At 64.6% G+C, this 23,526-nt stretch carries 26 protein-coding genes and 2 tRNA genes; 13 read left to right on the forward strand and 15 right to left on the reverse strand.

All coding sequences use genetic code 11. The features are described from left to right. Nucleotides 1-37: 37 nt before the first annotated feature. The 8 genes from RT513_RS03415 to mdh all read right to left on the reverse strand — a co-directional run bounded on the left by RT513_RS03415 (nucleotide 38) and on the right by mdh (nucleotide 9,138). A complete protein-coding gene (locus RT513_RS03415) occupies nucleotides 38-427 on the reverse strand; it encodes an MAPEG family protein (RefSeq protein WP_088214212.1) in 390 nt (129 codons plus the stop codon). A 7-nt stretch (nucleotides 428-434) separates the two neighbouring features. Next, nucleotides 435-680 carry a hypothetical protein gene (locus RT513_RS03420; RefSeq protein ID WP_290684967.1) on the reverse strand — a complete coding sequence of 82 codons (246 nt, stop codon included), beginning with the start codon at nucleotides 678-680 and terminating at the stop codon, nucleotides 435-437. Nucleotides 681-737: 57 nt separating this feature from the next. Next, entirely contained in the window at nucleotides 738-2,267 is a 1,530-nt protein-coding gene (gene odhB / locus RT513_RS03425) for a 2-oxoglutarate dehydrogenase complex dihydrolipoyllysine-residue succinyltransferase (protein WP_290684965.1), read from the reverse strand. Nucleotides 2,268-2,273: 6 nt separating this feature from the next. After that, nucleotides 2,274-5,243: a 2-oxoglutarate dehydrogenase E1 component gene (locus RT513_RS03430; RefSeq protein ID WP_290684963.1), complete on the reverse strand. Its 2,970-nt coding sequence runs from the start codon at nucleotides 5,241-5,243 to the stop codon at nucleotides 2,274-2,276. Next, nucleotides 5,240-5,767, reverse strand: coding sequence for a DUF805 domain-containing protein (locus RT513_RS03435; RefSeq protein WP_088214216.1), 528 nt, complete (start codon nucleotides 5,765-5,767; stop codon nucleotides 5,240-5,242). Before RT513_RS03435 ends, RT513_RS03430 begins: the two co-directional genes overlap by 4 nt. Nucleotides 5,768-5,859: 92 nt before the next feature. Beyond that, complete coding sequence (gene sucD / locus RT513_RS03440; RefSeq protein WP_088214217.1) at nucleotides 5,860-6,744, reverse strand: succinate--CoA ligase subunit alpha; 885 nt, start codon at nucleotides 6,742-6,744, stop codon at nucleotides 5,860-5,862. Between the two features lie 3 nt (nucleotides 6,745-6,747). Further along, nucleotides 6,748-7,941: an ADP-forming succinate--CoA ligase subunit beta gene (gene sucC, locus RT513_RS03445; RefSeq protein ID WP_088214218.1), complete on the reverse strand. Its 1,194-nt coding sequence runs from the start codon at nucleotides 7,939-7,941 to the stop codon at nucleotides 6,748-6,750. Nucleotides 7,942-8,175: 234 nt separating this feature from the next. Beyond that, the gene (gene mdh / locus RT513_RS03450) at nucleotides 8,176-9,138 is read right to left on the reverse strand and encodes a malate dehydrogenase (RefSeq protein WP_088214219.1); all 963 of its coding nucleotides are present in this window, start codon (nucleotides 9,136-9,138) and stop codon (nucleotides 8,176-8,178) included. A 169-nt stretch (nucleotides 9,139-9,307) separates the two neighbouring features. On the opposite strand from mdh, the gene RT513_RS03455 reads away from it, so the two are divergent. From RT513_RS03455 to RT513_RS03490, 8 genes are all read left to right on the forward strand, one after another. Continuing rightward, nucleotides 9,308-10,009, forward strand: a complete 702-nt coding sequence (locus RT513_RS03455; RefSeq protein ID WP_088214364.1) for a sulfite exporter TauE/SafE family protein — start codon at nucleotides 9,308-9,310, stop codon at nucleotides 10,007-10,009. 61 nt (nucleotides 10,010-10,070) lie between these two features. Further along, nucleotides 10,071-10,910, forward strand: coding sequence for an HpcH/HpaI aldolase/citrate lyase family protein (locus tag RT513_RS03460; RefSeq protein ID WP_290684958.1), 840 nt, complete (start codon nucleotides 10,071-10,073; stop codon nucleotides 10,908-10,910). A 12-nt stretch (nucleotides 10,911-10,922) separates the two neighbouring features. After that, complete coding sequence (locus RT513_RS03465; RefSeq protein WP_290684956.1) at nucleotides 10,923-11,126, forward strand: DUF1737 domain-containing protein; 204 nt, start codon at nucleotides 10,923-10,925, stop codon at nucleotides 11,124-11,126. Between the two features lie 233 nt (nucleotides 11,127-11,359). Further along, on the forward strand, nucleotides 11,360-11,746 hold the full coding sequence (gene sdhC / locus RT513_RS03470; protein WP_035744652.1) for a succinate dehydrogenase, cytochrome b556 subunit: 387 nt from the start codon (nucleotides 11,360-11,362) through the stop codon (nucleotides 11,744-11,746). An 8-nt stretch (nucleotides 11,747-11,754) separates the two neighbouring features. Then, nucleotides 11,755-12,126, forward strand: a complete 372-nt coding sequence (locus RT513_RS03475; protein WP_088214222.1) for a succinate dehydrogenase, hydrophobic membrane anchor protein — start codon at nucleotides 11,755-11,757, stop codon at nucleotides 12,124-12,126. Between the two features lie 16 nt (nucleotides 12,127-12,142). Beyond that, nucleotides 12,143-13,951, forward strand: a complete 1,809-nt coding sequence (gene sdhA / locus RT513_RS03480; RefSeq protein WP_088214223.1) for a succinate dehydrogenase flavoprotein subunit — start codon at nucleotides 12,143-12,145, stop codon at nucleotides 13,949-13,951. After that, complete coding sequence (locus tag RT513_RS03485; RefSeq protein ID WP_051910968.1) at nucleotides 13,951-14,265, forward strand: hypothetical protein; 315 nt, start codon at nucleotides 13,951-13,953, stop codon at nucleotides 14,263-14,265. The genes sdhA and RT513_RS03485 overlap by 1 nt, the downstream gene beginning before the upstream one ends. Before the next feature lie 77 nt (nucleotides 14,266-14,342). Continuing rightward, nucleotides 14,343-15,125 carry a succinate dehydrogenase iron-sulfur subunit gene (locus RT513_RS03490; RefSeq protein ID WP_290684951.1) on the forward strand — a complete coding sequence of 261 codons (783 nt, stop codon included), beginning with the start codon at nucleotides 14,343-14,345 and terminating at the stop codon, nucleotides 15,123-15,125. A 305-nt stretch (nucleotides 15,126-15,430) separates the two neighbouring features. Here RT513_RS03490 and RT513_RS03495 read toward each other — a convergent pair whose 3' ends face one another. From RT513_RS03495 to RT513_RS03505, 3 genes are read right to left on the reverse strand one after another with little or no spacing between them, the layout of a single operon-like run. Next, nucleotides 15,431-15,907, reverse strand: coding sequence for a DUF2948 family protein (locus tag RT513_RS03495; RefSeq protein WP_290684949.1), 477 nt, complete (start codon nucleotides 15,905-15,907; stop codon nucleotides 15,431-15,433). After that, nucleotides 15,904-17,196 carry a UDP-N-acetylglucosamine 1-carboxyvinyltransferase gene (murA, locus tag RT513_RS03500; RefSeq protein WP_088214226.1) on the reverse strand — a complete coding sequence of 431 codons (1,293 nt, stop codon included), beginning with the start codon at nucleotides 17,194-17,196 and terminating at the stop codon, nucleotides 15,904-15,906. Before murA ends, RT513_RS03495 begins: the two co-directional genes overlap by 4 nt. An 8-nt stretch (nucleotides 17,197-17,204) precedes the next feature. Next, entirely contained in the window at nucleotides 17,205-17,390 is a 186-nt protein-coding gene (locus RT513_RS03505; RefSeq protein WP_088214227.1) for a hypothetical protein, read from the reverse strand. 119 nt (nucleotides 17,391-17,509) lie between these two features. On the opposite strand from RT513_RS03505, the gene RT513_RS03510 reads away from it, so the two are divergent. Continuing rightward, nucleotides 17,510-17,584: transfer RNA gene (locus RT513_RS03510), tRNA-Thr, on the forward strand. Here RT513_RS03510 and RT513_RS03515 read toward each other — a convergent pair. The 3 genes from RT513_RS03515 to RT513_RS03525 all read right to left on the reverse strand — a co-directional run bounded on the left by RT513_RS03515 (nucleotide 17,574) and on the right by RT513_RS03525 (nucleotide 18,332). After that, nucleotides 17,574-17,774: a hypothetical protein gene (locus RT513_RS03515; RefSeq protein WP_290684946.1), complete on the reverse strand. Its 201-nt coding sequence runs from the start codon at nucleotides 17,772-17,774 to the stop codon at nucleotides 17,574-17,576. The two genes, RT513_RS03510 and RT513_RS03515, sit on opposite strands and share 11 nt — an antisense overlap. A 46-nt stretch (nucleotides 17,775-17,820) precedes the next feature. After that, a tRNA-Ile gene (locus RT513_RS03520) sits at nucleotides 17,821-17,896 on the reverse strand. A 73-nt stretch (nucleotides 17,897-17,969) separates the two neighbouring features. Further along, nucleotides 17,970-18,332, reverse strand: a complete 363-nt coding sequence (locus RT513_RS03525; protein ID WP_088214228.1) for a hypothetical protein — start codon at nucleotides 18,330-18,332, stop codon at nucleotides 17,970-17,972. Nucleotides 18,333-18,470: 138 nt separating this feature from the next. On the opposite strand from RT513_RS03525, the gene purM reads away from it, so the two are divergent. The 4 genes from purM to RT513_RS03545 all read left to right on the forward strand — a co-directional run bounded on the left by purM (nucleotide 18,471) and on the right by RT513_RS03545 (nucleotide 22,297). Further along, a complete protein-coding gene (gene purM, locus RT513_RS03530) occupies nucleotides 18,471-19,526 on the forward strand; it encodes a phosphoribosylformylglycinamidine cyclo-ligase (protein ID WP_088214229.1) in 1,056 nt (351 codons plus the stop codon). Next, nucleotides 19,523-20,131, forward strand: a complete 609-nt coding sequence (gene purN, locus RT513_RS03535; RefSeq protein ID WP_088214230.1) for a phosphoribosylglycinamide formyltransferase — start codon at nucleotides 19,523-19,525, stop codon at nucleotides 20,129-20,131. The genes purM and purN overlap by 4 nt, the downstream gene beginning before the upstream one ends. 94 nt (nucleotides 20,132-20,225) lie before the next feature. Beyond that, nucleotides 20,226-21,401: a ribonuclease D gene (rnd, locus tag RT513_RS03540; RefSeq protein WP_256947226.1), complete on the forward strand. Its 1,176-nt coding sequence runs from the start codon at nucleotides 20,226-20,228 to the stop codon at nucleotides 21,399-21,401. Nucleotides 21,402-21,688: 287 nt separating this feature from the next. Beyond that, nucleotides 21,689-22,297, forward strand: a complete 609-nt coding sequence (locus RT513_RS03545) for an outer membrane protein (RefSeq protein WP_179209111.1) — start codon at nucleotides 21,689-21,691, stop codon at nucleotides 22,295-22,297. A 56-nt stretch (nucleotides 22,298-22,353) separates the two neighbouring features. Here RT513_RS03545 and RT513_RS03550 read toward each other — a convergent pair whose 3' ends face one another. Then, entirely contained in the window at nucleotides 22,354-23,526 is a 1,173-nt protein-coding gene (locus tag RT513_RS03550; protein ID WP_290684941.1) for a pyridoxal phosphate-dependent aminotransferase, read from the reverse strand.

The following is a 23,526-nucleotide window of genomic DNA, read 5'->3' on the forward strand; positions in this document are numbered from 1 at the left end:
GACTCCTTGCGGGCGCCGCTCTTGCCGTGCGCCCAGATCAGATAAGTGCCGCGAGGATCATCACAAAGGTGGCAAGAAATCCCACCCCGAAGATGACGGACCGCCAAGGCGACCAGCCAAAGGCATAAGCGGGAATGTAAAGCACCCGCGCCGCCAGATAAATCCAGGCACAGAGGGCGGTGAGTGACGTGGCCGCGCCGGACAGCGTGACGACGACCACCGCGATGGTGAAGAAGCAGAGCGCTTCGAAATGGTTGTTGACCGCGCGCCGGAGGCGACCGGTCAGGGGGGAGAAATCGGGCTGGGTGTCGCGTGGTCCCACGTTCCACTCAGGCCCGATATCGCGGTTCATCGCCACGGCGGCCAGCCCGATCTGAACTGCCTGCAACAGCGCCGCGAGCGCGAGGACCGTGAGTTCAGGGGTCATGTGAAGGTCACGCCGTTTCGACGAATTCTGTGCTGGTGAAGCCGGTGCCGAGCGCGTTTTTCTTGCTCAGCCACGTTTGCGCCCGCTCGCGGTCGTGCACCTCGAACAGCACGACGACCCGGGAGGGTTGATCGGCACCCCGCCAGATCTGGAGCGTGGACAGGCCGGCTGCCTCGATGTTCTCGACCTCCGAGTCGAACGCGGCTTTCCAGGCGGTGTAGTCGGGAACGTCGGCGTGACAGATGAGCTGCATCGAAGCCTCACAGGTTGAAGGAAGGCGCCCCCGACAGGACCGGAGGCGCCGGGGTCGTCAGAGATCCATCAGCAGGCGGCGCGGATCCTCCAGCGCTTCCTTGACGCGCACGAGGAACGTCACGGCGCCCTGACCGTCCACGATACGGTGATCGTAGGACAGTGCCAGATACATCATCGGACGGATGACGATCTGTCCCTTCACCACAACGGGGCGCTCCTGGATCTTGTGCATGCCGAGGATGCCCGACTGCGGCGGGTTCAGGATCGGCGAGGACAGCAGCGAGCCATAGACACCGCCGTTGGAGATCGTGAAGGTGCCGCCCTGCATGTCGTTCATGGAGAGCTTGCCGTCCCGCGCCTTGGCGCCAAGCTCGGCAATGGTTTTTTCGATCTGTGCAAACGACATCTGGTCGGCATTGCGCACGACCGGCACGACGAGCCCGTTCGGCGTGCCCACGGCCACGCCCATATGGACGAAGTGCTTGTAGACGATGTCCGTCCCGTCGATCTCGGCGTTGACTTCCGGCACTTCCTGAAGCGCATGGACGCAGGCCTTGGTGAAGAAGGACATGAAGCCGAGCTTCACCTTGTGCTTCTTCTCGAACTGCTCCTTGTATTCATTGCGCAGCGACATGACCGCCGACATGTCCACCTCGTTATAGGTGGTCAGCATGGCGGCGCTGTTCTGCGCATCCTTCAGGCGGCGGGCGATGGTCTGACGCAGGCGCGTCATCTTCACCCGTTCCTCGCGGCCCACGTCATCCGCAGCGACCGGCGCGCGGGCGACAGGGGCGGCGGCAGGCGCGGCGGAGGCGGCGGGCGAGTTGGCCAGTGCCTTCAGCACGTCTTCCTTCATGATGCGGCCATCGCGCCCTGTGCCGGTCACGGCATCGCGGGACAGGCCCGCGTCCGCCATGGCGACCTTGGCGGAGGGTGCATCCTCCACATCCCTCCGACCGGAGGCAGGCGCGGCCGTGGTGGCGGGTGCGGCAGCCGCAGCGGGCGCGGCGGCAACGGCGCCCGCACCGGAGGCGATCACGGCGAGCTTGCCCGCGGCCTCGACCGTGGTGCCTTCAGCGGCGAGGATCTCGACCAGCACGCCCGAAGCCGGGGCAGGAACCTCGACGGAGACCTTGTCGGTTTCCAGTTCGCACAGCATCTCGTCGGCGGTGACCTTGTCGCCCACCTGCTTGAACCAGGTCGCGACGGTCGCCTCCGTCACGCTTTCGCCCAGAGCGGGGACCTTGACTTCGACACGCTCGCCGCCGGTGCTGGCCGGCTTGGCCTCGGCAGCCTTCGCTTCTGCAGGCCTGGCGGCGGGCGCGGGCGTGGATGCGGCGGCGCCGGCACCCTCGCTGATCGTCGCCAGCAGCGCGTCAACTCCGACGGTTTCGCCTTCCTTCGCCACGATCTCACCCAGTGTCCCGGCGGCGGGGGCCGGAACCTCCACCGTCACCTTGTCGGTCTCCAGTTCGCAGAGCATCTCGTCAGCCGCGACCCTGTCGCCCGGTTTCTTGAACCAGGTCGCCACGGTCGCTTCGGTGACGCTTTCCCCCAGCGTGGGGACGCGGACTTCAACGGTCATTAGTCTTTATCCTTCGATCGTGAGCGCTTCATTCACGAGCGCTTCCTGCTGTGCCTTGTGCTGGCTGGAAAGGCCCGTCGCCACCGAGGCGGAGGCCGCACGGCCGACATAGCGCGGCCGCTGATGAGTAGAGCCGAGGCGGGTCAGAACCCATTCGATATTCGGCTCGACAAAGGTCCAGGCGCCCTGGTTCTTCGGTTCCTCCTGGCACCAGACGATTTCCGCATCCTTGAACCGGCCCAGTTCACGGACGAGCGTGAGCGCCGGGAACGGATAGAGCTGTTCGAGCCGCAGGATGTAAACGTCGGTGATGCCCCGCGCATCCCGCTCTTCCAGCAGATCGTAATAGACCTTGCCGGAGCAGAGCACGACACGCCGGATTTGCTCGTCCGCCACCAGTTCCGTGGTGGAGTTGCCTTTCTGCGCATCGTCCCAAAGCACCCGGTGGAAGTTGGACCCGGTGGTGAAATCCTCCGCCGTGGAGACGGCGAGCTTGTGCCGGAGCAGGGACTTCGGCGTCATCATCACCAGCGGCTTGCGGAAGGTGCGATGCAGCTGGCGGCGCAGGATGTGGAAGTAGTTGGCGGGGGTGGTGCAGTTCGCGACGATCCAGTTCTCCTGCGCGGAAAGCTGAAGATACCGCTCCAGCCGCGCGGAGGAGTGCTCCGGGCCCTGACCCTCGTAGCCATGCGGCAGCAGCATCACGAGCCCGGACATCCGCAGCCATTTCGATTCGCCCGACGAGATGAACTGGTCGAACATGATCTGCGCGCCGTTGGCGAAGTCGCCGAACTGCGCCTCCCACAGGGTCAGCGCGTTCGGCTCTGCGAGCGAGTAGCCGTATTCGAAGCCCAGCACCGCATATTCGGAGAGCATCGAATCGATGACCTCGTAACGGGATTGCCCCTCACGGATATGGTTGAGCGGATAGTAACGCTCCTCCGTCGCCTGGTCGATGAAGGCGGAGTGCCGCTGCGAGAAGGTGCCGCGCGTCGAATCCTGCCCCGACAGACGGACCGGAAAGCCTTCCGTCAGCAGGGAGCCGAAGGCCAGCGCCTCGCCCGTCGCCCAGTCGAAGCCGGCGCCCGTTTCGAACATCTGCTTCTTGGCGTCGATCAGGCGGGTGACGGTCTTGTGGATCTCGAACCCGTCCGGCGCGGTGGTGAGCGCTTGGCCGATATCCTTCAGCGTCTCCGGCGTGATCGCGGTGTCGCCGGGCTGGTAGTCCTCCCCCTCGCGGTTGATGTTCTTCCAGCGTCCGTCCAGCCAGTCGGCCTTGTTCGGCTTGTATTCCCGACCGGCTTCGAACTCTCCGTTCAGCATCGTCTGGAAGGCGGCCTTCATATCCTCGATCTCGCCCTCGGGGATCAGGCCGTCGGCGACGAGCCGGTCGGTGTAGAGCTGAAGCGTGGTCTTGTGCTTCTTGATCTGGGTGTACATCACCGGGTTGGTGAACATTGGCTCGTCGCCTTCGTTGTGACCGAAGCGACGGTAGCAGAAGATGTCGATGACCGCGTCCTTGTGGAACTTCTGCCGGAACTCGGTCGCCACCTTGGCGGCATGAACGACCGCCTCCGGGTCATCGCCGTTCACATGGAAGATCGGCGCTTCCACCATCAGGGCGATGTCGGTCGGATAGGGCGAGGAGCGGGAGAAATGCGGCGCGGTGGTGAAGCCGATCTGGTTGTTCACCACGATATGGATGGTGCCGCCCGTCCGGTGGCCGCGAATGCCCGAAAGCTGGAAGCATTCCGCGACGATGCCCTGACCGGCAAAGGCCGCATCGCCATGCATCAGGATCGGCAGGACGGCCACGCGTTCCGCCTGATCGTGAAGCTGGTCCTGCTTGGCGCGCGCCTTGCCCAGCACGACCGGGTCCACCGCTTCGAGGTGCGAGGGGTTCGCGGTCAGGCTGAGGTGGACTGTGTTGTCGTCGAATGTCCGGTCGGAGGAGGCGCCGAGGTGATATTTCACGTCACCCGAGCCGTCCACGTCGTCAGGCTTGAAGCTGCCGCCCTGAAACTCGTTGAAGATCGCGCGGTAGGGCTTGCGCAGCACGTTGGCCAGAACGTTCAGCCGGCCGCGGTGCGGCATGCCGATCACCACCTCCCTCACGCCGAGCGCGCCGCCCCGCTTGATGATCTGCTCCATCGCCGGGATGAGCGCCTCGCCCCCGTCAAGGCCGAAGCGCTTGGTGCCCATGTATTTGACATGGAGGAATTTCTCGAAACCCTCCGCCTCGACCAGCTTGTTCAGGATCGCGCGACGGCCTTCGCGGGTAAAGGTGATTTCCTTGCCGTAGCCTTCGATCCGCTCCTTCAGCCAGGCGGATTGCTCCGGGTCGGAGATGTGCATGTATTGCAGCGCGAAAGTGCCGCAATAGGTCCGCTTCACGATATCGACGATCTGCCGCATCGTGGCGTGCTCCATCCCGAGCACGTTGTCGAGGAAGATCGGCCGGTCCATGTCGCCTTCGGTGAAACCGTAGGACGCGGGGTCGAGCTCCGGGTGATCCGCGCTTTGCCGCACGCCCAGCGGATCGAGATCGGCGGCCAGATGCCCCCGGATGCGATAGGCGCGGATCAGCATGATCGCGCGGATCGAATCCAACACGGCGCGGCGGATCTGGGCATCCGACACCTCGACGTCGAGGGCCTTGGCCTTTTCGGCGATCTTCTGACCGGCGGCCTTTGCCTCCTTCGCGGGGGTGGCGACGGGCCATTCGCCGGTAAGCGCGGCGGTCAGGTCGTCATTGGGAAGCGGGGGCCAGTCGCTGCGGGTCCAGCTCGCGCCCTCCGCATTGCGCTGCGCATCCTGCTTGTCGTCACCCAGCGCCTTGAAGAATGCCTGCCAGCTCGCGTCCACGGAATTCGGATCCGTGGCATAGCGCGCCTGCAGCTGCTCCACGTAATCCGCGTTCGCTCCCTGCAGGAAGGACGAGGCGTGGAACACGTCGTTCGGGGATTGGTCGGTCATTGTCTTACCTCAAGCGGGTCGGGGCCGAAGCGGTTCTGCCCGGCGGTGCCGCGCTGGATGAGCCAGTAGAGCGGCAGGAAAACGGCGGCGATGAACATCACGAACCAAGCCAGTCCGGCGAGCGTTGGCGCGATGTTGAACAGGGCGGCGATGGCAAGGAGGCCGATCACCACGATGGCGAACGGGGCAAGCACGTACCAGCCGGAGCGGTTCGTGTCGTGCAGCCGTCTGATCATGACGGCGAGATGCGGCAGAAAGACGAGCAGCCCGAGCAGCGAAGAAACGGGCCCGTTCTCGGCCGTGGCCCAGGCGGAGGCACCATAGCCCTCGACCGGGGGAGGCGGCGTGGATGTGGCGACGCCGGTGGAAACGGTGGCTCCGAACAGCATCGCATCGATCAGGGATGCGACCATGCCCGCGATCGTCAGCGCAAGCACGAACCACCAGTATTCCGAGCGCGGTGCGCGACCCCGGAAACCGACATATTGCCTCAGGCATGAACGGACAGCTTCTGCGAAGCCCATGATGCTCACCTGTTTCGGAGGATGCGGCCTCCGGCGAATGGGCGCCCTTCCGGGGCGCAGGCGGGGCCGTGGGCCGGCCCCGCGAGGGGGCGTTACTTGCCCATGGCCTTCAGAACGGCCTCACCGAGACCGGCAGGGCTGTCGGCAACGATGACGCCCGCGGACTTCATCGCCTCGATCTTCGATTCCGCATCGCCCTTGCCGCCGGAGACGATGGCTCCGGCATGACCCATGCGGCGGCCTTTCGGAGCGGTGCGCCCGGCGATGAACCCGGCGGTCGGCTTCCAGCGGCCCCTTTTCTTCTCGTCGGCGAGGAACTGCGCGGCGTCCTCTTCCGCCGAACCACCGATCTCACCGATCATGATGATGGACTCGGTTTCCGGGTCGGCAAGGAACATTTCCAGCACGTCGATGTGCTCGAGCCCCTTGATCGGGTCGCCGCCGATGCCGACTGCGGAGGACTGGCCGAGACCCACGTCGGAGGTCTGCTTCACCGCCTCGTAGGTCAGCGTGCCGGAGCGTGAGACGACGCCCACCGAGCCGCGCTTGAAGATGTTGCCCGGCATGATGCCGATCTTGCACTCGCCCGGCGTCATGATGCCCGGGCAGTTCGGCCCGATGAGGCGCGACTTGCTGTTGGCGAGGGCGCGCTTCACCTTCATCATGTCGAGCACCGGGATACCCTCGGTGATTGCGACGATCAGCGGGATCTCCGCGTCGATGGCTTCGAGGATCGAATCGGCCGCGAAGGGCGGCGGAACGTAGATCACGGAGGCGTCTGCCCCGGTCTGTTCCCTCGCTTCCAGAACCGAGTTGTAGACCGGCAGGCCGAGATGCTCGGTGCCGCCCTTGCCCGGCGTCACGCCGCCGACCATCTTTGTGCCGTAGGCGATGGCCTGTTCGGTGTGGAAGGTCCCCTGGGAACCGGTGATCCCCTGACAGATGACCTTGGTGTCTTTGTTGACGAGAACGGACATTCCTTACCCCTTCACCGCTTTCACGATCTTCTGAGCAGCGTCGCTCAGATCGTCGGCAGCGATCACGTTCAGGCCGGACTCGGCGATGATCTTCTTGCCGAGTTCGACGTTGGTGCCTTCAAGTCGCACGACCAGCGGAACCTGCAGGCCCACTTCCCTCACCGCGGCGATGATGCCTTCCGCGATGATGTCGCACCGCATGATCCCGCCGAAGATGTTGACGAGGATGCCTTTGACGTTCGGGTCGGAGGTGATGATCTTGAAGGCTTCCGTCACCTTCTCCTTCGTCGCGCCGCCGCCCACGTCGAGGAAGTTGGCCGGTTCCGCGCCATAGAGCTTGATGATGTCCATCGTCGCCATGGCAAGGCCCGCGCCGTTGACCATGCAGCCGATCTCACCGTCGAGCGCGATGTAGTTCAGATCGTATTTGGAGGCGGCGAGTTCCTTCGGATCCTCCTCCGTCTCGTCGCGGAGCGCGAGAATGTCGGCATGGCGGTAGAGGGCGTTGTTGTCGAAGCCCACTTTCGCGTCCAGCGCCTTCATGTCGCCGTCGGTGGTGACGATCAGCGGGTTGATCTCCACCATCTCCGCGTCTTTCTCGACGAAGAGTTTGTAGAGCTTGCCGATCAGGTCCACGCATTGCTTGACCTGCTTGCCTTCGAGACCCAGCGCGAAGGCCACCTTGCGGCCGTGGAACGGTTGGATGCCGGTCGCCGGATCGACGGAGAAGGACAGGATCTTCTCGGGCGTGGAGGCCGCCACTTCCTCGATGTCCATGCCGCCCTCGGTGGAGACGACGAAGGACACGCGGGAGGTCACCCGGTCCACCAGCAGCGCGAGGTAAAGCTCGCGGCTGATGTCGGAACCGTCCTCGATGTAGATGCGGTTGACCTGCTTGCCGGCCGGCCCGGTCTGGTGCGTGACCAGCGTGCGGCCCAGCATCTGCTTGGCGAGCTCGGCCGCTTCCTCGACCGACTTGGCCAGACGGACACCGCCCTTTTCGCCGGCTTCCGGCTCCTTGAATTTGCCCTTGCCGCGGCCGCCCGCGTGGATCTGCGCCTTGACGACCCAGAGCGGTCCGCCCAGTTCGCCTGCGGCGGTCTTCGCGTCTTCGGCCTTCAACACGGCGCGGCCATCGGAGACCGGCACGCCGTAGTCGCGCAGGAGCTTCTTGGCCTGATATTCGTGGATGTTCATTCTCTCACCGGTTCCTCTGCTGAGTTCGGTCCTCTCCCGTCCCGGTCGTCGAACCGGGCCGACTGGGCGGTCTTTTGGCACGATCCGCGGACAGGGGAAAGGGAAAGGCTGGGCAACCGCGAAGCAGCCAGCCAAAATCCGCCTTATGTGATCACAAGGAAAAATCGTGTGATCACAAAATGCAGATGGCCGCCTCCGAGGTGAGTCGGAAGCGGCCATCCGATGACAAGACGATCAGGCCAGCGAGCTGTCGATGTTCTTGCAGGCCGCCACGAGACCTTTCACCGCGTCCACCGACTTGTCGAACATCACCTGTTCGTCGGCGGTCAGCTTGATGTCCACGATCTTTTCGATCCCGTCCTTGCCGATCACCGTCGGCACGCCGACGTAGAAGCCGTCCAGACCGAAGGCGCCGTCGACATAGGCGGCGCAGGGCAGCAGGCGCTTTTGGTCTTTCAGATAGGCTTCCGCCATCTCGATCGCCGAGGTCGCGGGGGCGTAGAAGGCGGAGCCGGTTTTCAGCAGGCCCACGATTTCCGCGCCGCCGTCACGGGTGCGCTGGATGATGCTGTCGAGCCGCTCCTGCGTGGTCCAGCCCATTGCGACCAGGTCGGGCAGCGGGATACCGGCGACGGTGGAGTAACGGGCGAGCGGAACCATCGTATCGCCGTGGCCGCCCAGAACGAAGGCCGTCACGTCGCGCATGGAGACGTTGAACTCCAGCGACAGGAAGTGCCGGAAGCGGGCGGAATCGAGCACGCCCGCCATGCCCACGACTTTCTCGTGCGGCAGGCCGGAGAATTCGCGCAGCGCCCAGACCATCGCGTCGAGCGGGTTGGTGATGCAGATGACGAAGGCGTTCGGCGCATATTGCTTGATGCCTTCGCCGACCGATTTCATCACCTTCAGGTTGATGCCGAGAAGGTCGTCGCGGCTCATGCCCGGCTTGCGCGGCACGCCTGCGGTCACGATGCAGACATCGGCGCCTGCGATGTCCTCATAGGTGTTGGTACCTTTGAGCACCGCGTCGAACCCTTCGGAGGGGCCGGATTCCGCGATGTCGAGCGCCTTGCCCTGCGGGGTGCCTTCCGCGATGTCGAACAGGACGACGTCACCGAGTTCTTTCATCGCGGCGAGATGGGCGAGCGTACCGCCGATCTGCCCCGCGCCGATGAGCGCGATCTTGGGTCTGGCCATGGAATTGTCTCCAAACGGTTGTTGACGGCGCGATGGGTAAGCCCTCCGGCCCCCTCGCGCAAGCTTGCGGCGCACACCGTTTGCGCTAAAGCGGAAGGAAAGAGGGCAGAGAGTGTCGATCATCGCGGAACACGGGGCTGGATTCTGGGCGCTGGCAGTGCTGGCGTCCATGCTCGTCGGCATGAGCAAGGGCGGGCTTCCGGTCGTCGGCATGCTCGGCGTTCCCATTCTGGCGCTGGTTCTGCCGCCCGTCATGGCGGCGGGGGTGCTGCTGCCGGTGTTCGTCGTCTCCGACATGTTCGGTCTCTGGGCCTATCGCCGCGCCTTCGACCGGCGCGTGGTCGCGATTCTGGCCGCTGGCGCCACGCTTGGCGTCGCGCTCGGCGGGGCCACGGCGAGCAGCGTACCGGAGTGGATCGTCACCCTGTTGATCGGGCTGATCGGGGCGGCCTTCGCGGCGTCGATGCTGCTGCGGCGGGCCGCGACTCCGGTGGCGCGGCCGGCCCGGACGGGCCCTGGCCTGTTCTGGGGGTTGCTTACCGGCTTCACCAGCTTCGTCAGCCATGCGGGCGCGCCCCCCTATCAGGTCTATGTCCAGCCGCTCGGCCTGCCGAAGGCGGTGTTTGCGGGCACGACGACGGTGCTTTTCGCCTATGTGAACGCGATCAAGCTCATCCCCTATTACCTGCTCGGCCAGCTTTCGGGAGAGAATCTGCATATCGCCGCCGTGCTCCTGCTGCCCGCGGCGGCTGCGGTTTTCCTTGGTGTGAAGCTCGTGAAGATCATCCCGACCGCGCTGTTCTACCGGCTGGTCACATGGGCGTTGCTGCTTATCTCGCTGCGGCTGATCTGGCAGGGGCTTCACGGCTGACGCGGGTTGCGGAGCGGCTGGTCTTCCCGCATCGTGGCGCCGATCTGCGAGGAGATGACCCATGGACCTGCTGACCCGCCCGTGGCGCTCGGCTCTCTATATGCCTGCCAGCCGGGCCCGCGCCGTTGAAAAAGCTCGCGAGCTTGAGGCCGATGCCCTGATCTTCGATCTGGAGGACGCGGTCGCCCCCTCGGACAAGGCGGCGGCGCGCACATCCATTGCCAATGCTCTGGAAATGGGCGGTTTCGGCGACCGGACGCGGCTCGTCCGAATCAACGGGCTGGATACGCCATGGGGGGCGGACGATCTTGCCGCGCTGGAAGGCGTGCCGCTGGACGGTCTCGTCGTGCCGAAGGTTTCAGGCCCCGAGATGCTGGAGCGAATCGACCGCCCCAGGATCTTTGCGATGATCGAAACGCCTGCCGGTGTTCTGAATGCCGCCGCGATCGCGGCGCATCCCTCCATCGCCGGCCTGATCGCGGGGACGAACGACCTCGCGCGGGAACTCCGCAGCAAGGACCGGCCGGACCGGCTCGCGCTGCTGCCGTCCCTCGGGGGCATCGTGCTCGCAGCACGCGCGGCGGGGGTGATCTGTCTGGACGGGGTTTACAATGCCTTCCGGGACGAGCAGGGCCTGACATGGGAATGCGAGCAGGGCAGGGACCTGGGCTTCGACGGCAAGACGCTGATCCACCCCGGCCAGCTCGCCATCGCCAACGCGATCTTCGCGCCTACTGCAGAGGAAATCGACTTGGCCACCCGGCAGATCGCCGCCTGGGAGGAGGCCGAGTCGGAAGGGCGGGGCGTGGCCGTCGTGGACGGCAGGATCGTGGAAAATCTGCATGTTGCAACGGCGCGCGATCTGCTTGCACGCGCGGCTGTCATCGCCGCACGCGATTGAAACAGGGACACCATGAAACTCTACAGATTTCTAAGCGATGACGACACTTCTGCCTTTTGCCACAAGGTGACGGCGGCTCTCAACGCAGGGTGGGAACTGCATGGCGGGCCGACTTACGCTTTTGACGGGACCAACGGCATAATGCGTTGTGGTCAGGCGGTGGTGAAAGAGGTTGAGGGAACCTACAGCCCCGAAATGAAGCTTGGCCAGTATTGACCGTCGGTTGTGACTCCATATGTGATCACAGCAACTGCGCCGTGATCACATATCTGCGATTTTTCTGGCGCTTCGCTGCGTAATAGGGGAAACGGGGTCCAGCATGGGCGTGACATGGGCCGCAAATCGGCTATTCATGCCCGGATGAGGCCCGGTTGACCGGTCCGCACATCTTGGGAAAGCCAGACCCCGGGCGGCGCGGCCCGCGGGCCGCCAGTACGGAGAAGAACGTCATGGCCGATGTCGAGCGCGGTAATCGCCCGCTTTCGCCCCACCTCCAGATTTATCGCCCGCAGTTGACGGCATTCACCTCGATCATGACGCGGATCACGGGCAATGGCCTGATCGTCACCGCCGTTCTGATCGTGTGGTGGTTCGTCGCTCTTGCGTCCGGGCCGGAAGCCTATGACCGGGCGAACGGGTTCCTGACCTCATGGTTCGGCGACCTCATCATGACGCTGTCGGTGGCGGCGATGTGGTATCACCTCCTCGCAGGGTTGCGGCATGTGTGGTGGGACAACACCACACGCGGCATGGATATCCCGACCGCCTACAAAATCGGCTACGCGATGTTGGCGGGCACGGTTGTCCTCACCCTCCTTACCCTGATCATCGTCTGAGGCCCGACATGCGTTACCTGACGTCCCGCAAGCAGGCCGAAGGGCTCGGCTCCGCCAAGACCGGCACGCATCACCACTGGCAGATGCAGGTCAAGGGCATGGCGCTCGTGTTCCTCATCCCGCTTTTCATCTTCACCTTCGGCCCGATGCTCGGTCGCCCCTATGCGGAAGTCGCCGCCTATTACGCGCGCCCCTTCCCGGCGATCGTCGCGGGCCTGACCTTCATCGTGGGTCTGATCCACTTCAAGGAAGGCGCGCAGATCATGATCGAGGATTATACCGACGGCAACGCGCGGAAGATCCTGATCCTGCTCTCCACCTTCATCAGCTATGCCGCGGCGGCTGCGGGCGTTTACGCGCTGATCCGCCTCGCGCTTTGAGCCAACGGAGCTAAGAATGGCAGCCTATCCTTACGAGACCCATACCTATGACGTCGTTGTCGTGGGTGCGGGCGGCTCCGGGCTCCGCGCCACGCTCGGCATGGCCGAGCAGGGGCTCCGCACGGCCTGCATCACCAAGGTTTTCCCGACGCGGTCCCATACCGTCGCAGCACAGGGCGGCATCGCCGCCAGCCTTGCCAACATGGGGCCGGACAACTGGCAGTGGCACCTCTACGACACCGTGAAGGGGTCGGACTGGCTTGGCGACACCGATGCGATGGAATACCTCGCCCGGCAGGCGCCCAAGGCGGTTTACGAGCTTGAGCACTACGGCGTGCCCTTCTCCCGCACGGAAGAGGGCAAGATCTACCAGCGTCCCTTCGGCGGTCACACGACGGAATTCGGCGAAGGCCCGCCCGTGCAGCGCACCTGCGCCGCGGCAGACAGGACGGGGCACGCGATTCTGCACACGCTCTACGGCCAGTCGCTGAAGGAGAAGGCGGAATTCTTCATCGAATACTTCGCCATCGACCTCATCATGTCGGAAGACGGCAAGCAATGCGTCGGCGTCCTGGCATGGAAGCTCGATGACGGCACGATGCACGTCTTCTCCTCCAAGATGGTTGTGCTGGCGACGGGCGGCTACGGGCGCGCCTATTTCTCCGCCACCTCCGCCCATACCTGCACGGGTGACGGCGGCGGTATGGTGGCGCGTGCCGGGCTGCCGCTGCAGGACATGGAATTCGTGCAGTTCCACCCGACCGGTATCTACGGCTCCGGCTGCCTCATCACCGAGGGCGCGCGGGGCGAGGGTGGCTATCTCACCAACTCCGAGGGCGAGCGGTTCATGGAACGCTACGCGCCCACCTACAAGGACCTGGCGTCGCGCGACGTGGTATCGCGCTGCATGACGCTGGAGATCCGCGAGGGCCGCGGCGTGGGGGAGCACAAGGACCACATCTTCCTCCACCTGAACCACCTGCCGCCGGAGACGCTGCACGAGCGGCTTCCCGGCATCTCGGAATCGGCGCGCATCTTCGCCGGCGTGGACGTGACGAAGGAGCCGATCCCTGTTCTGCCGACCGTGCACTACAACATGGGCGGCATTCCGACGAACTACCACGGCGAGGTGCTCAACCCGACGGCGGACAATCCCGACGCGATCTTCCCCGGCCTGATGGCGGTGGGCGAGGCGGGCTGCGCCTCCGTCCACGGGGCGAACCGGCTGGGGTCCAACTCGCTGATCGACCTCGTGGTCTTCGGGCGCGCGGCGGCGATTCGGGCTGGCGAGCTGCTGAAGCCCGAGGACGCGAACCCGCCGCTCAACAAGGCCTCGATCGACAAGGCGCTCGACCGGTTCGACCATTTCCGCCACGCCAACGGTTCCGTCCCGACGGCGGAGCTGCGGCTTGAGATGCAGCGCACGATGCAGGCCGATGCCGCCGTGTTCCGTACCGACAAGACGCTCGCCGAAGGCGTGGAGAAGATGGACAGGGTCGCGGCCAAGATGGCCGACATCAAGGTGACGGACCGCAGCCTCGTGTGGAACTCCGACCTGATGGAGACGCTGGAGCTCACCAACCTGATGCCGAACGCGCTGGCCACCATCGTGGGGGCGGAAGCGCGCAAGGAATCGCGTGGCGCCCATGCCCATGAGGACTGGCCGAACCGGGACGATGCGAACTGGCGCAAGCACAGCCTTGCCTGGGTTGACGGCACGAAGGTGACGCTGGACTACCGTCCGGTCCACCTCGATCCGCTGACGCCGGAATCCGAAGGCGGCATCCCGCTGAAGAAGATCGCGCCGAAAGCGCGCGTCTATTGATGCGGTGCGGGATCTCCCCTCCGGTCGCCATGCTGCCGCTTCTGGCGGCGCTGGCAGCCTGCGGGCCGATCCCGCTCGACGCGGCTGAGCGGCAGTGTGCGGGCCAAGCCTATGATGCGGTCCGCCCGCGCGGGCATGTGGCCTTCGGTCTCGGCACGGATGGACGGCGGGTCTCGACCGGCACGAGCGTCGGTATAAGTGTGACCTCCGACTACCTCCGCGGACGCGATCCGAACGAGGTCTATACGAGCTGCGTCGTCCGGCGTTCGGGCGGCCTTTACCCGACCCGCCCCTATTATGAGCTTACGCCATGACCGGGGCGCCCGTGTCATCGTTCGAGCAAGCCCGGCCGCTTCACGGCGCCAGCAAGACAACGACAAGGTAGGACAGCATGGTCCAGTTCACACTTCCCAAGAACTCCAAGATCCGCACCGGCAAGACCTGGCCCAAGCCGGAAGGCGCGACGAACGTCCGCAAGTTCCAGATTTACCGCTGGAACCCGGACGACGGGCTGAACCCGTCCGTCGATACCTATTACCTCGACATGGACAAGTGCGGCCCGATGGTTCTGGACGCGCTCATCAAGATCAAGAACGAGGTCGATCCGACCCTCACCTTCCGCCGGTCCTGCCGCGAGGGGATCTGCGGTTCCTGCGCGATGAACATCGGCGGGATCAACACGCTGGCCTGCATCTACGGGCTGGACGAGGTGCATGGCGAAACGGTGAAGATCTATCCGCTGCCGCACATGCCGGTGGTGAAGGACCTGATCCCGGACCTCACCCTGTTCTACGCGCAGCACGCCTCGATCATGCCGTGGCTGGAAACCAAGACCAACCGCCCGCAGAAGGAATGGCGCCAGTCCATCGAGGATCGCAAGAAGCTCGACGGGCTCTATGAATGCGTGATGTGCGCCTCCTGCTCCACCTCCTGCCCGAGCTACTGGTGGAACGGCGACAAATACCTCGGTCCGGCAGCGCTGCTCCATGCCTACCGCTGGATCATCGACAGCCGTGACGAGGCGACGGGCGAGCGTCTGGACGGGCTGGAAGATCCGTTCAAACTCTATCGCTGCCACACGATCATGAACTGCACCAAGACCTGCCCGAAGGGCCTGAACCCGGCGAAAGCGATCGCCGAGATCAAGAAGATGATGGTCGAACGCGCGATCTGATCGCAGGTGCTTCGATGAAAAAGGGCGGCGCCGTCAGGGCCGCCCTTTTTCATGGCCTTGGAGCTTGGAGCGCCTTGCCCGGCGGACCTCCCTCCGGCGTCAACGGGTGAAACCGGACCGTCCGCCATGTCCCTCATGCGCTTCAGCCGGATACTTCCGGCGGCAAAGTCCCGAGACCGGCAGGTTTTTCACAAACGCCTCCCCGCGTCTGACCCGGAGGCGCGCTTGACCGCGGGGCCTGCTGTCGCAGCGACAACGGCCCAAAGACGCTCGGCAGGGCAGGAGACGCGCGGTAATACAGCCTGTCAGTCGGCGTGGCGCGGCACTGTTCGGGACGGGGCGAGATAGGGTCGCGTCACATCGCGCAAGCGCAGATTGACACATTCCACATCGATCGCGATGGCTCCGTCGCCGGCGAAGGTCAGGGTGATCCGCCCCGCGCCATCCTCGGCCGGCTCGAACGCAAGCGTGAGAAGGGACAGGACGACATCCGTGTCCCCGCGATCCAGCCCCTGGGTCGCCACCCGAAGCGCATCGTCGATGATGAGAAGGCTCTGCACCCGCTCGGGCGCGCTGCGCTGCTCCGCGGCCGCTGCATCTTCCCAGCGGAAACGATTGGCCAGCAGCGCGAAGCGGCGCTGAGCAGGCTGCCAGCGCATCTCCGTCACGGGCAGAACCGAATCCTGCAACAGCGCCGAGATGACCGTTACGTCATCGCCATCCACAGCGGCAAGGTTCAGCGGCTGGCGCGGCGCGCCGTCTTCAAACCGGGCGTCGGTCATTCCGCGGCCTCGTCACGACGGAGTTCTCCGGTAATGCGTTCGATACGGGCCCCGCAGGCGCGCAGTTTTTCTTCCACCCGCTCATACCCCCTGTCGAGATGATAGACCCGGCTGACCACCGTCTCCCCTTCCGCTCCGAGAGCGGCAAGGATCAGCGAGACGGAGGCGCGCAGATCGGTCGCCATCACCGGGGCGCCGCGCAGACGCTCGACCCCTGTAACCGTGGCGGTACCGCCATGGACGGAAATGCGCGCGCCCATCCGTGAAAGCTCGGGGGCATGCATGAACCGGTTCTCAAAGATCCGTTCCTCAAGCACGCTCGTTCCCTCGGCCGTGCAGAGGAGAGCCATCATCTGGGCCTGAAGGTCCGTCGGGAAACCGGGGAAGGGTTCTGTCGTGACATCCACGGCGCGGGCGCGGCCGTTCCTGCGAGACACCTTCAAACCGCGCTGGGTTTCCTGCACCTCGATCCCCGCCGCGTCCAGCTTCTCCGCGAAGGAGGCGACGAGGTCGAGCCGCCCGCCGATCAGTTCTACCGTGCCGCCGGTAATCGCCGGCGCGAGCATATAGGTGCCGAGTTCGATCCGGTCCGTCACCACGGGATGGGTCGCGCCCGAGAGGCGGTCCACACCCTCTATCGTCAGGGTCGATGTGCCCTCGCCCTCGATCCGTGCGCCCATGCGCCGCAGGCAATGGACGAGATCGACGATCTCCGGCTCGCGTGCCGCATTGGTGATGACTGTCGTGCCGCGCGCCAGGGTCGCCGCCAGCAGCGCATTCTCCGTAGCGCCCACGGAGACGAGCGGAAAATCTATCCGTGCGCCCTTCAGCCCGTTCCGTGCCTCGGCATGGACATAGCCGTCCCTCAGGTCGAGGCTCGCCCCAAGGGCCTCCAGTGCCTTCAGATGCAGATCGACAGGCCGCGCCCCGATCGCGCAGCCGCCTGGAAGGGACACAACGGCCTGCCCATACCGCGCCACCAGCGGCCCGAGCACGAGAATGGAGGCGCGCATCTTGCGCACGATCTCATAATCCGCGGTGAGGTTGGTGATGTCGTGGGAGGAGAGCGCCAGAACCTGCCCGCCCTGCAACTGGGTCACTTCCGCGCCCAGCGATTGCAGCAGCGTCGTCATCGTGTGTATGTCCGAGAGCCGCGGCGCATTGGTGAGCGTCAGCGGCTCATCCGACAGCAGCGTCGCCGGCATCAGCGTAAGACAAGCGTTCTTAGCCCCCGCGATCGGGATGGCGCCGTTCAGCGGTGTCCCGCCAGTGATCAGGATCGAATCCATTGCTCGCCTCATTCCTGCCGGTCTGTGCCGGTTTGGTCGCTGTCCGCGTCCTGCGGGTTTTCCGTTTCCGACACAGCGCGCGCGCGGGCCTGCGCCTTGCGCCGGGCAAGGTTCGCCCTGAGCGCCGCGCGCAACCGCTCCTCGCGTTCCGTAGCGGCTTTGCCACCGCTTTTGCCACTGTTTTGCCGGGTCATGTGCCGTCTCTATCGCAGGCGTCGCAATCCGTCCAGTTTGGCCTTGCACCCCTGCGGATTTCCGACTAATCAGCCGGCGTCCACTCTGGGAAGCACAATATCCCCACCCGGACCGGTTTGCTGTGGTAGCTCAGTGGTAGAGCACTCCCTTGGTAAGGGAGAGGTCGAGAGTTCAATCCTCTCTCACAGCACCATTAAATTTGCCTGAATTTTCATAGCGATCTTGAACCACAGCGCAGGGCTGATGCGGCCGATGCCGGCGCTATCCCGCTCCTGCAAAATCATGGCCGTGGTCGAGCGGGCCGCAGGTTCTTTGTACTCAAGCCATGCCGGGCGGACTTCTGATTGGCGCTTGAAATTTGGCAGGGCGGCAGGAAGCAACATGTGACCGACAGGTCTGGTGACCAAGGATCGCAGGGACTGGAGCGGGTGGTAGGCCCGGAGGGACTCGAACCCCCAACCAAGGCGTTATGAGCGCCCTGCTCTAACCATTGAGCTACAGGCCCGCCACGCTCTGCCTAGGTGGCGGGCCCGTCCGGGTCAAGGGGGAAGGAGGGCTCCTGCGCGCCCTCCACCAGTTCATTGCACGACGATGTTGCGGAAGTTGTCGCTGGCGGAACTGTCGATCACCGCCTTGGAAATGGTCAGCACGATCGAATCCGGTCCAATCATTTCCACACCGTTGGTGACACGGAAGCTCGAGCCGTCTTCCCCATAGACCACGATGAAAGGAAGCTTGCCGTCCACCGCCTCGGGGGAATAGGTCACGCGACCGACCGGAATTCCTTCCTTTGAAAGAACCGGCCAACCCGCGTAGGGGCCGGGGGCCGCGCTGTCGGCGGCGGAAACGGCATTCTGGCTTGTGCCCTGCGCGAAGGCGGCACCACTCAGGCCGAGCGCCAGCAGGGCGCCAAAAACTGCGGATTTTCCATTCAGGATCATCTTATCCTCCGAAAAAAGTTGCTGCCGACAAACCCGCCCGGATGCTTCCCGGTTCCCGCAACCATCAACTGAGCCGAAAGCGTTGTGGAAAGCCCGCGTATCGTCTATCGGTCGCGCGGACGAATCTCGGAGGCGCAGATGACCACAGACCCGCAGAAGCGGAACGGTCTCACCTATGCTGAGGCAGGCGTGGATATCGCCGCTGGAAACGCGCTCGTCGAGCGGATCAAGCCCGCGGCGAAACGCACCAACAGGCCCGGCACCGTGGCGGGGCTGGGCGGGTTCGGCGCGCTGTTCGACCTGAAGGGCGCGGGCTACAGCGACCCCATTCTGGTCGCGGCGACGGATGGCGTGGGCACCAAGCTTCGCATCGCCATCGACACGGGCCGGGTGGATACCATCGGTATCGACCTCGTCGCCATGTGCGTGAACGACCTCGTCTGCCAGGGGGCGGAACCGTTGTTCTTCCTCGACTATTTCGCGACAGGAAAGCTGGAGCTGGACGCTGCGACCCGCATCATCGAAGGCATCGCCGAGGGCTGTGCCGCCTCCGGTTGTGCGCTGATCGGCGGAGAGACGGCGGAGATGCCGGGCATGTATCACGGCGGCGACTTTGATCTTGCCGGTTTCGCCGTGGGAGCGATGGAGCGGGGCGATGACCTGCCGCAGGGGGTGAGGGAGGGCGATGTCCTGCTCGGTCTCGCCTCCTCGGGCGTGCATTCGAACGGCTACTCGCTGGTCCGCCGGGTGGTGGAGATGTCCGGGCTGGGCTGGGATGCGCCGTCGCCGTTTGGCGAGGGCACGCTTGGGGATGCGTTGCTGACCCCGACGCGTCTCTATGTGAAGCAGGTTCTTGCTGCGCGGAAGGCGGGCGGTCTTCATGCCGCGGCGCATATCACCGGCGGCGGCATCACGGAAAACCTGCCCCGCGTGCTTCCCGAAGGTCTGGGCGCGGAGATCGATCTTGCCGCATGGACGCTGCCGCCGGTGTTCCGCTGGCTGTCGGACGTGTCCGGTATGGAGCGGGAGGAGCTTCTGCGCACCTTCAACAGCGGCATCGGCATGATCCTCGCCGTGGCCGCCGACCGGGCGGAGGCATTGACCGCGTTGCTGGAGGGAGAGGGCGAAGCCGTCTTCCGTCTCGGCACGGTCACCGCGGGCGAGGGCGTGAGCTACCGGGGCGCGCTGGCGTGAAACGGGTCGCGATCCTCGTCTCTGGCGGGGGGTCCAACATGGTGGCCCTTGTGCGCAGCATGACGGGGGATCACCCGGCGCGGCCCGTGCTGGTCGCGTCCAACGATCCGGGAGCACAGGGACTGCTGCGTGCGGCGGAGCTTGGCGTGCCCACGGCTGCCGTGGATCACCGGCCTTTCAAGGGAGATCGGTCGGCGTTCGAGGCGGAACTCCTCCGGCCTCTTCTCGCGACGGAGCCGGATATCCTGTGCCTTGCAGGTTTCATGCGGGTGCTGACGCCTGACTTCGTGGCGCGGTTCGAGGGGAGGATGCTCAACATCCATCCCTCGCTCCTGCCGAAGTATCCCGGCCTCCACACCCATGCGCGCGCCATTGCGGCGGGAGATCAGGAAGCAGGTTGCACCGTTCATGAAGTGACGGCTGTGCTGGATAACGGCCCGATACTTGGTCAGGCGCGCGTTCCCGTTCTGCCGGGCGATACGCCGGAGGCGCTGGCGGGCCGTGTCCTCGGTCAGGAGCATATTCTCTACCCGGCGGTGCTGCGGCGTTATGCGGCGGGCGACCGCTCTCCGATAATGCTGGCGGAGACGTCGGAAAGGCTCTGACCGCCGTCGCCCAAGCATAAATCTTTCCGGGACTTTTCTTTCCGCCGGCTTTTCCCTATGACGGGACAGTCAAATTTTCGCGATGGCAGAGTCCTTGCCCGAAACCACTGTAAAGACACTCACCACTTCCGAAGAACTGGCCGCTTTCTGCGACCGGGCGAAGGGGCAACCCTATATCGCCATCGATACGGAATTCCTGCGTGAGCGAACGTATTATTCGAAGCTCTGCCTCGTCCAGCTGGCGCTGCCCGGAAAGACCGGGGAGGCGGTGCTGGTAGACCCCATCGCGGGCGAAGTGTCGATGGAGCCGCTTTACGACCTTTTCCGTGACGAGAGCATCGTGAAGGTGTTTCACGCCGCGCGGCAGGATCTGGAGATATTCTTCGTTCAGGGCAATGTTCTGCCGAAACCCCTGTTCGATACGCAGGTTGCCGCGATGGTCTGCGGTTTCGGCGAGCAGGTCGCCTACGAGACGCTGGTGCGCAAGATCGCGCATGAGTCGCTCGACAAGACCTCCCGCTTCACCGACTGGTCCCGCCGCCCGCTGACGCCTGCGCAGAAGACCTATGCGATCGCGGATGTGACCCACCTCCGGGTCATTTACGAGGTGTTGGCGCAGCAGCTTGCCGATACGGGCCGGCAGAAATGGGTGGAGGAGGAGATCGCCGTTCTTCTTGACCCCGAAACCTATGTCGTGCGGCCGGAGGAGGCTTGGCACCGGGTCAAGACCCGGACGAATTCGGGCCGTTTTCTTGCTGTCGTGCGCGAGCTTGCGCGATTCCGGGAGGAATATGCTCAGGGCCACAATGTTCCCAGATCGCGTGTTTACAAGGATGACGCGCTTCTGGAACTCGCCTCCACCAAACCGACGACTGCCGAAGAACTGGGCCGCTCCCGCCTGCTGCAGCGCGAAGCGCGGCGGGGCGAGGTGGCGGAGGGAATTCTGGCTTCGGTGCGTCAGGGGCTGACGCGAAAGCCCGAAGACCTTCCGCATGTCGAGGAGAGCCGGGAGCAGCTCAACGTCAATCCGGCGCTGGCCGATCTGCTTCGGGTTCTGGTGAAGGCCAAGGCGGAGGATGCCGGCGTCGCGCAGAAGCTCATTGCCACCGCGGCCGATCTCGATGCGATTGCGGCCGGGCGTCGCGATGTGCCGGCACTCAAGGGTTGGCGAAACGAAGTCTTCGGCGAAGATGCCCTTCGGCTATGCCGTGGAGAAATCGCGCTGACGGCTCGCGGCCAGAATGTCAGGGTAATTTCCTTGAAAGAGTGACGTCTTGCGCAAGATTTATTACGGTACGTCATTATAATTTCATGGAACTGTGACACATATACATCGGCATGTCGCAGTTTATTACGAAAATCGGCAAAAGTGAGCGATTCTGGGCCAAAAACGGCCAAATAAACGTTTAGAAATCCGTCGCTTCATAGAAAATACTCACGCTCGCGTGAGCCCCCCTTTGAAACCGCTTTCTGCGGCGATAGATGGCACGGCAACGATCGGACATAAACCCGGTCGGACGCCGCCTCAGCGCGGTTCGAGGAGATGGAGTATATCTTATGAAAAAACTTGCTCTTGCAGCTCTGGTTAGCGCCGTCGCCGCCCCGGCGGCCTTCGCTGGCAACATGGTCGCCCCGGTTATCGAGCCGGCGCCGGCTCCCGTCACCTATGTGGCCCCCATTGCTTCCCCGTGGACCGGCTTCTACGGCGGTGCTCAGGTTGGCTACGGTGATTTCTCGGCCGGTCGCGGCTGGGGTGACTCCGACGGCGCGGTCTACGGTCTGCACGCCGGTTACAACTACGGCTTCACCAATGGCTGGGTTGTCGGCGGTGAACTCACCTATGACTTCTCCGACGTGAGCGGCACCAATGCCGACCGGAGCAGCATCGACCAGGGCGACAGCTATGCCGCCAAACTGAAAGTCGGTTACGCTCCCGCCAACTGGCTGTTCTACGGCACCGCCGGCTGGTCGCGCACTGAGTTCACGGTCGGCCGTGACGACTACAAGGACAACGGCTGGGTCGCCGGTGTGGGCGCGGACTACCTCTACGACACCAACTGGGTCGTCGGCGTGGAAGCTCTCTACCACGACTACAGCGACTTCGACGGCAGCCGCGTTGATATCGACGGCTACACGCTGAAAGCGAAGCTGTCCTACAAGTTCTGATCCTGACGGGTCGAACGGAAAAGGCGGGCTTTGTGCCCGCCTTTTTTATTGCCGGTTCACGCAGCGATACGCGCGGCAAACGTCAGAAGCCGCCCGAGGGCCTCCTCGAAAGCCGGGTCGGGAATCGTCATCGCCACCCGCAGATGCCCCGCCGCCGCTGCACCGAAGCTCTCCCCCGGCATGACGGCGATGCGCTCCTCGTCCAGAAGCCGCCCGGCAAAGTCGTTGCCCGAAAGCCCGGTCGCGCGGATGTCCAGCATCAGATACATCGCACCTGAGGAGGGGACGAGCCGCACTACGTTCTGACCCGCGATGAGATGCGTGGCGATGTCCCTGCGTCTGCGGAACGGCTCCGCGATCCGCGATTCGAATTCCGGCCCGAGGCGCAGCGCGTGAAGCGCCGCATCCTGCACGAAGGGGGCAACGCCATAGGTCGTGTTGGTGGCGAGAACCGCCAGCGCCTCGATCACCTCCGGCTCGGCCACCACCCAGCCCAGCCGCGAGCCGGTCATCGCATGGCTTTTCGACATGGAGCCGACCACCAGCACCCGCTCCCGAATCGCGGCAAGCGCGCGGGGCGAGAGATGCTCGCCCTCCCAGATCTGGGTGTCATAGACCTCGTCCGAGATCAGCCACAGATCGGCATCCGTGACCGCCTGCGCGATTCCTTCCAGCGTGGGCCGGTCATAGACGACGCCGGTCGGGTTGTTCGGCGTGTTGATGAGCAGCGTCCTTGCGCCATCCGCCCGCGCAAGGATGTCCTCCGCTTTCGGCTGAAAGGCGTCGCGGGAGCGGGTCGGGACCGGCACCGGAACACCGCCTGCCGCCCGGATCGTGCCGGGATAGGTGGCATAATAGGGATCGGCGTGCAACGCGCGATCCCCCTTGTCGAGCAGTGCCATATGCGCGGCAAAGAGCGCGGCCTGCCCGCCCGGCGTGATGATGACGTTCTCCGGCCCGGTCGGAACGCCCGTCCGCGCGGCGACCCGCGCCGCCACTTCCGCCCGCAGCTCGGGATTGCCCGGACCGAAGGCGTAGCCGGTGTTTCCGGCGCGCGTGCTCTGGTGCATCGCCTCCAGAATCACCGGGTCGGTCTTGGTGTCATGCTCTCCGATGGTGAGCGACAACACCCGCTCCCCGCGCGCGAGAAGCTCCCGTGTGCGGTAGTAGATCTCCCAGCCGTCGGCACCGGCGGCGGTGATCGCCTCAATCCTTGGGGAAATCCTCAT

This window comes from Haematobacter sp. (assembly GCF_032102465.1).
In the GTDB taxonomy this organism is placed as follows: Bacteria; Pseudomonadota; Alphaproteobacteria; order Rhodobacterales; family Rhodobacteraceae; genus Haematobacter.

Excerpts from the sequence above, each read along its gene's own strand:
- purM (WP_088214229.1), top strand. The coding sequence starts at position 18,471 with ATGACCACAGACCCGCAGAAGCGGAACGGTCTCACCTATGCTGAGGCA.
- RT513_RS03505 (WP_088214227.1), bottom strand. The coding sequence starts at position 17,390 with ATGACCCGGCAAAACAGTGGCAAAAGCGGTGGCAAAGCCGCTACGGAA.
- RT513_RS03455 (WP_088214364.1), top strand. The coding sequence starts at position 9,308 with ATGCTCGTCGGCATGAGCAAGGGCGGGCTTCCGGTCGTCGGCATGCTC.
- RT513_RS03475 (WP_088214222.1), top strand. The coding sequence starts at position 11,755 with ATGCGTTACCTGACGTCCCGCAAGCAGGCCGAAGGGCTCGGCTCCGCC.
- RT513_RS03495 (WP_290684949.1), bottom strand. The coding sequence starts at position 15,907 with ATGACCGACGCCCGGTTTGAAGACGGCGCGCCGCGCCAGCCGCTGAAC.
- sdhA (WP_088214223.1), top strand. The coding sequence starts at position 12,143 with ATGGCAGCCTATCCTTACGAGACCCATACCTATGACGTCGTTGTCGTG.
- RT513_RS03550 (WP_290684941.1), bottom strand. The coding sequence starts at position 23,526 with ATGAGGATTTCCCCAAGGATTGAGGCGATCACCGCCGCCGGTGCCGAC.
- RT513_RS03420 (WP_290684967.1), bottom strand. The coding sequence starts at position 680 with ATGCAGCTCATCTGTCACGCCGACGTTCCCGACTACACCGCCTGGAAA.
- sdhC (WP_035744652.1), top strand. The coding sequence starts at position 11,360 with ATGGCCGATGTCGAGCGCGGTAATCGCCCGCTTTCGCCCCACCTCCAG.
- RT513_RS03415 (WP_088214212.1), bottom strand. The coding sequence starts at position 427 with ATGACCCCTGAACTCACGGTCCTCGCGCTCGCGGCGCTGTTGCAGGCA.
- RT513_RS03515 (WP_290684946.1), bottom strand. The coding sequence starts at position 17,774 with ATGTTGCTTCCTGCCGCCCTGCCAAATTTCAAGCGCCAATCAGAAGTC.
- RT513_RS03465 (WP_290684956.1), top strand. The coding sequence starts at position 10,923 with ATGAAACTCTACAGATTTCTAAGCGATGACGACACTTCTGCCTTTTGC.
- sucD (WP_088214217.1), bottom strand. The coding sequence starts at position 6,744 with ATGTCCGTTCTCGTCAACAAAGACACCAAGGTCATCTGTCAGGGGATC.
- RT513_RS03435 (WP_088214216.1), bottom strand. The coding sequence starts at position 5,767 with ATGGGCTTCGCAGAAGCTGTCCGTTCATGCCTGAGGCAATATGTCGGT.
- RT513_RS03490 (WP_290684951.1), top strand. The coding sequence starts at position 14,343 with ATGGTCCAGTTCACACTTCCCAAGAACTCCAAGATCCGCACCGGCAAG.
- mdh (WP_088214219.1), bottom strand. The coding sequence starts at position 9,138 with ATGGCCAGACCCAAGATCGCGCTCATCGGCGCGGGGCAGATCGGCGGT.
- RT513_RS03545 (WP_179209111.1), top strand. The coding sequence starts at position 21,689 with ATGAAAAAACTTGCTCTTGCAGCTCTGGTTAGCGCCGTCGCCGCCCCG.
- RT513_RS03525 (WP_088214228.1), bottom strand. The coding sequence starts at position 18,332 with ATGATCCTGAATGGAAAATCCGCAGTTTTTGGCGCCCTGCTGGCGCTC.
- RT513_RS03430 (WP_290684963.1), bottom strand. The coding sequence starts at position 5,243 with ATGACCGACCAATCCCCGAACGACGTGTTCCACGCCTCGTCCTTCCTG.
- odhB (WP_290684965.1), bottom strand. The coding sequence starts at position 2,267 with ATGACCGTTGAAGTCCGCGTCCCCACGCTGGGGGAAAGCGTCACCGAA.
- murA (WP_088214226.1), bottom strand. The coding sequence starts at position 17,196 with ATGGATTCGATCCTGATCACTGGCGGGACACCGCTGAACGGCGCCATC.
- RT513_RS03460 (WP_290684958.1), top strand. The coding sequence starts at position 10,071 with ATGGACCTGCTGACCCGCCCGTGGCGCTCGGCTCTCTATATGCCTGCC.
- RT513_RS03485 (WP_051910968.1), top strand. The coding sequence starts at position 13,951 with ATGCGGTGCGGGATCTCCCCTCCGGTCGCCATGCTGCCGCTTCTGGCG.
- sucC (WP_088214218.1), bottom strand. The coding sequence starts at position 7,941 with ATGAACATCCACGAATATCAGGCCAAGAAGCTCCTGCGCGACTACGGC.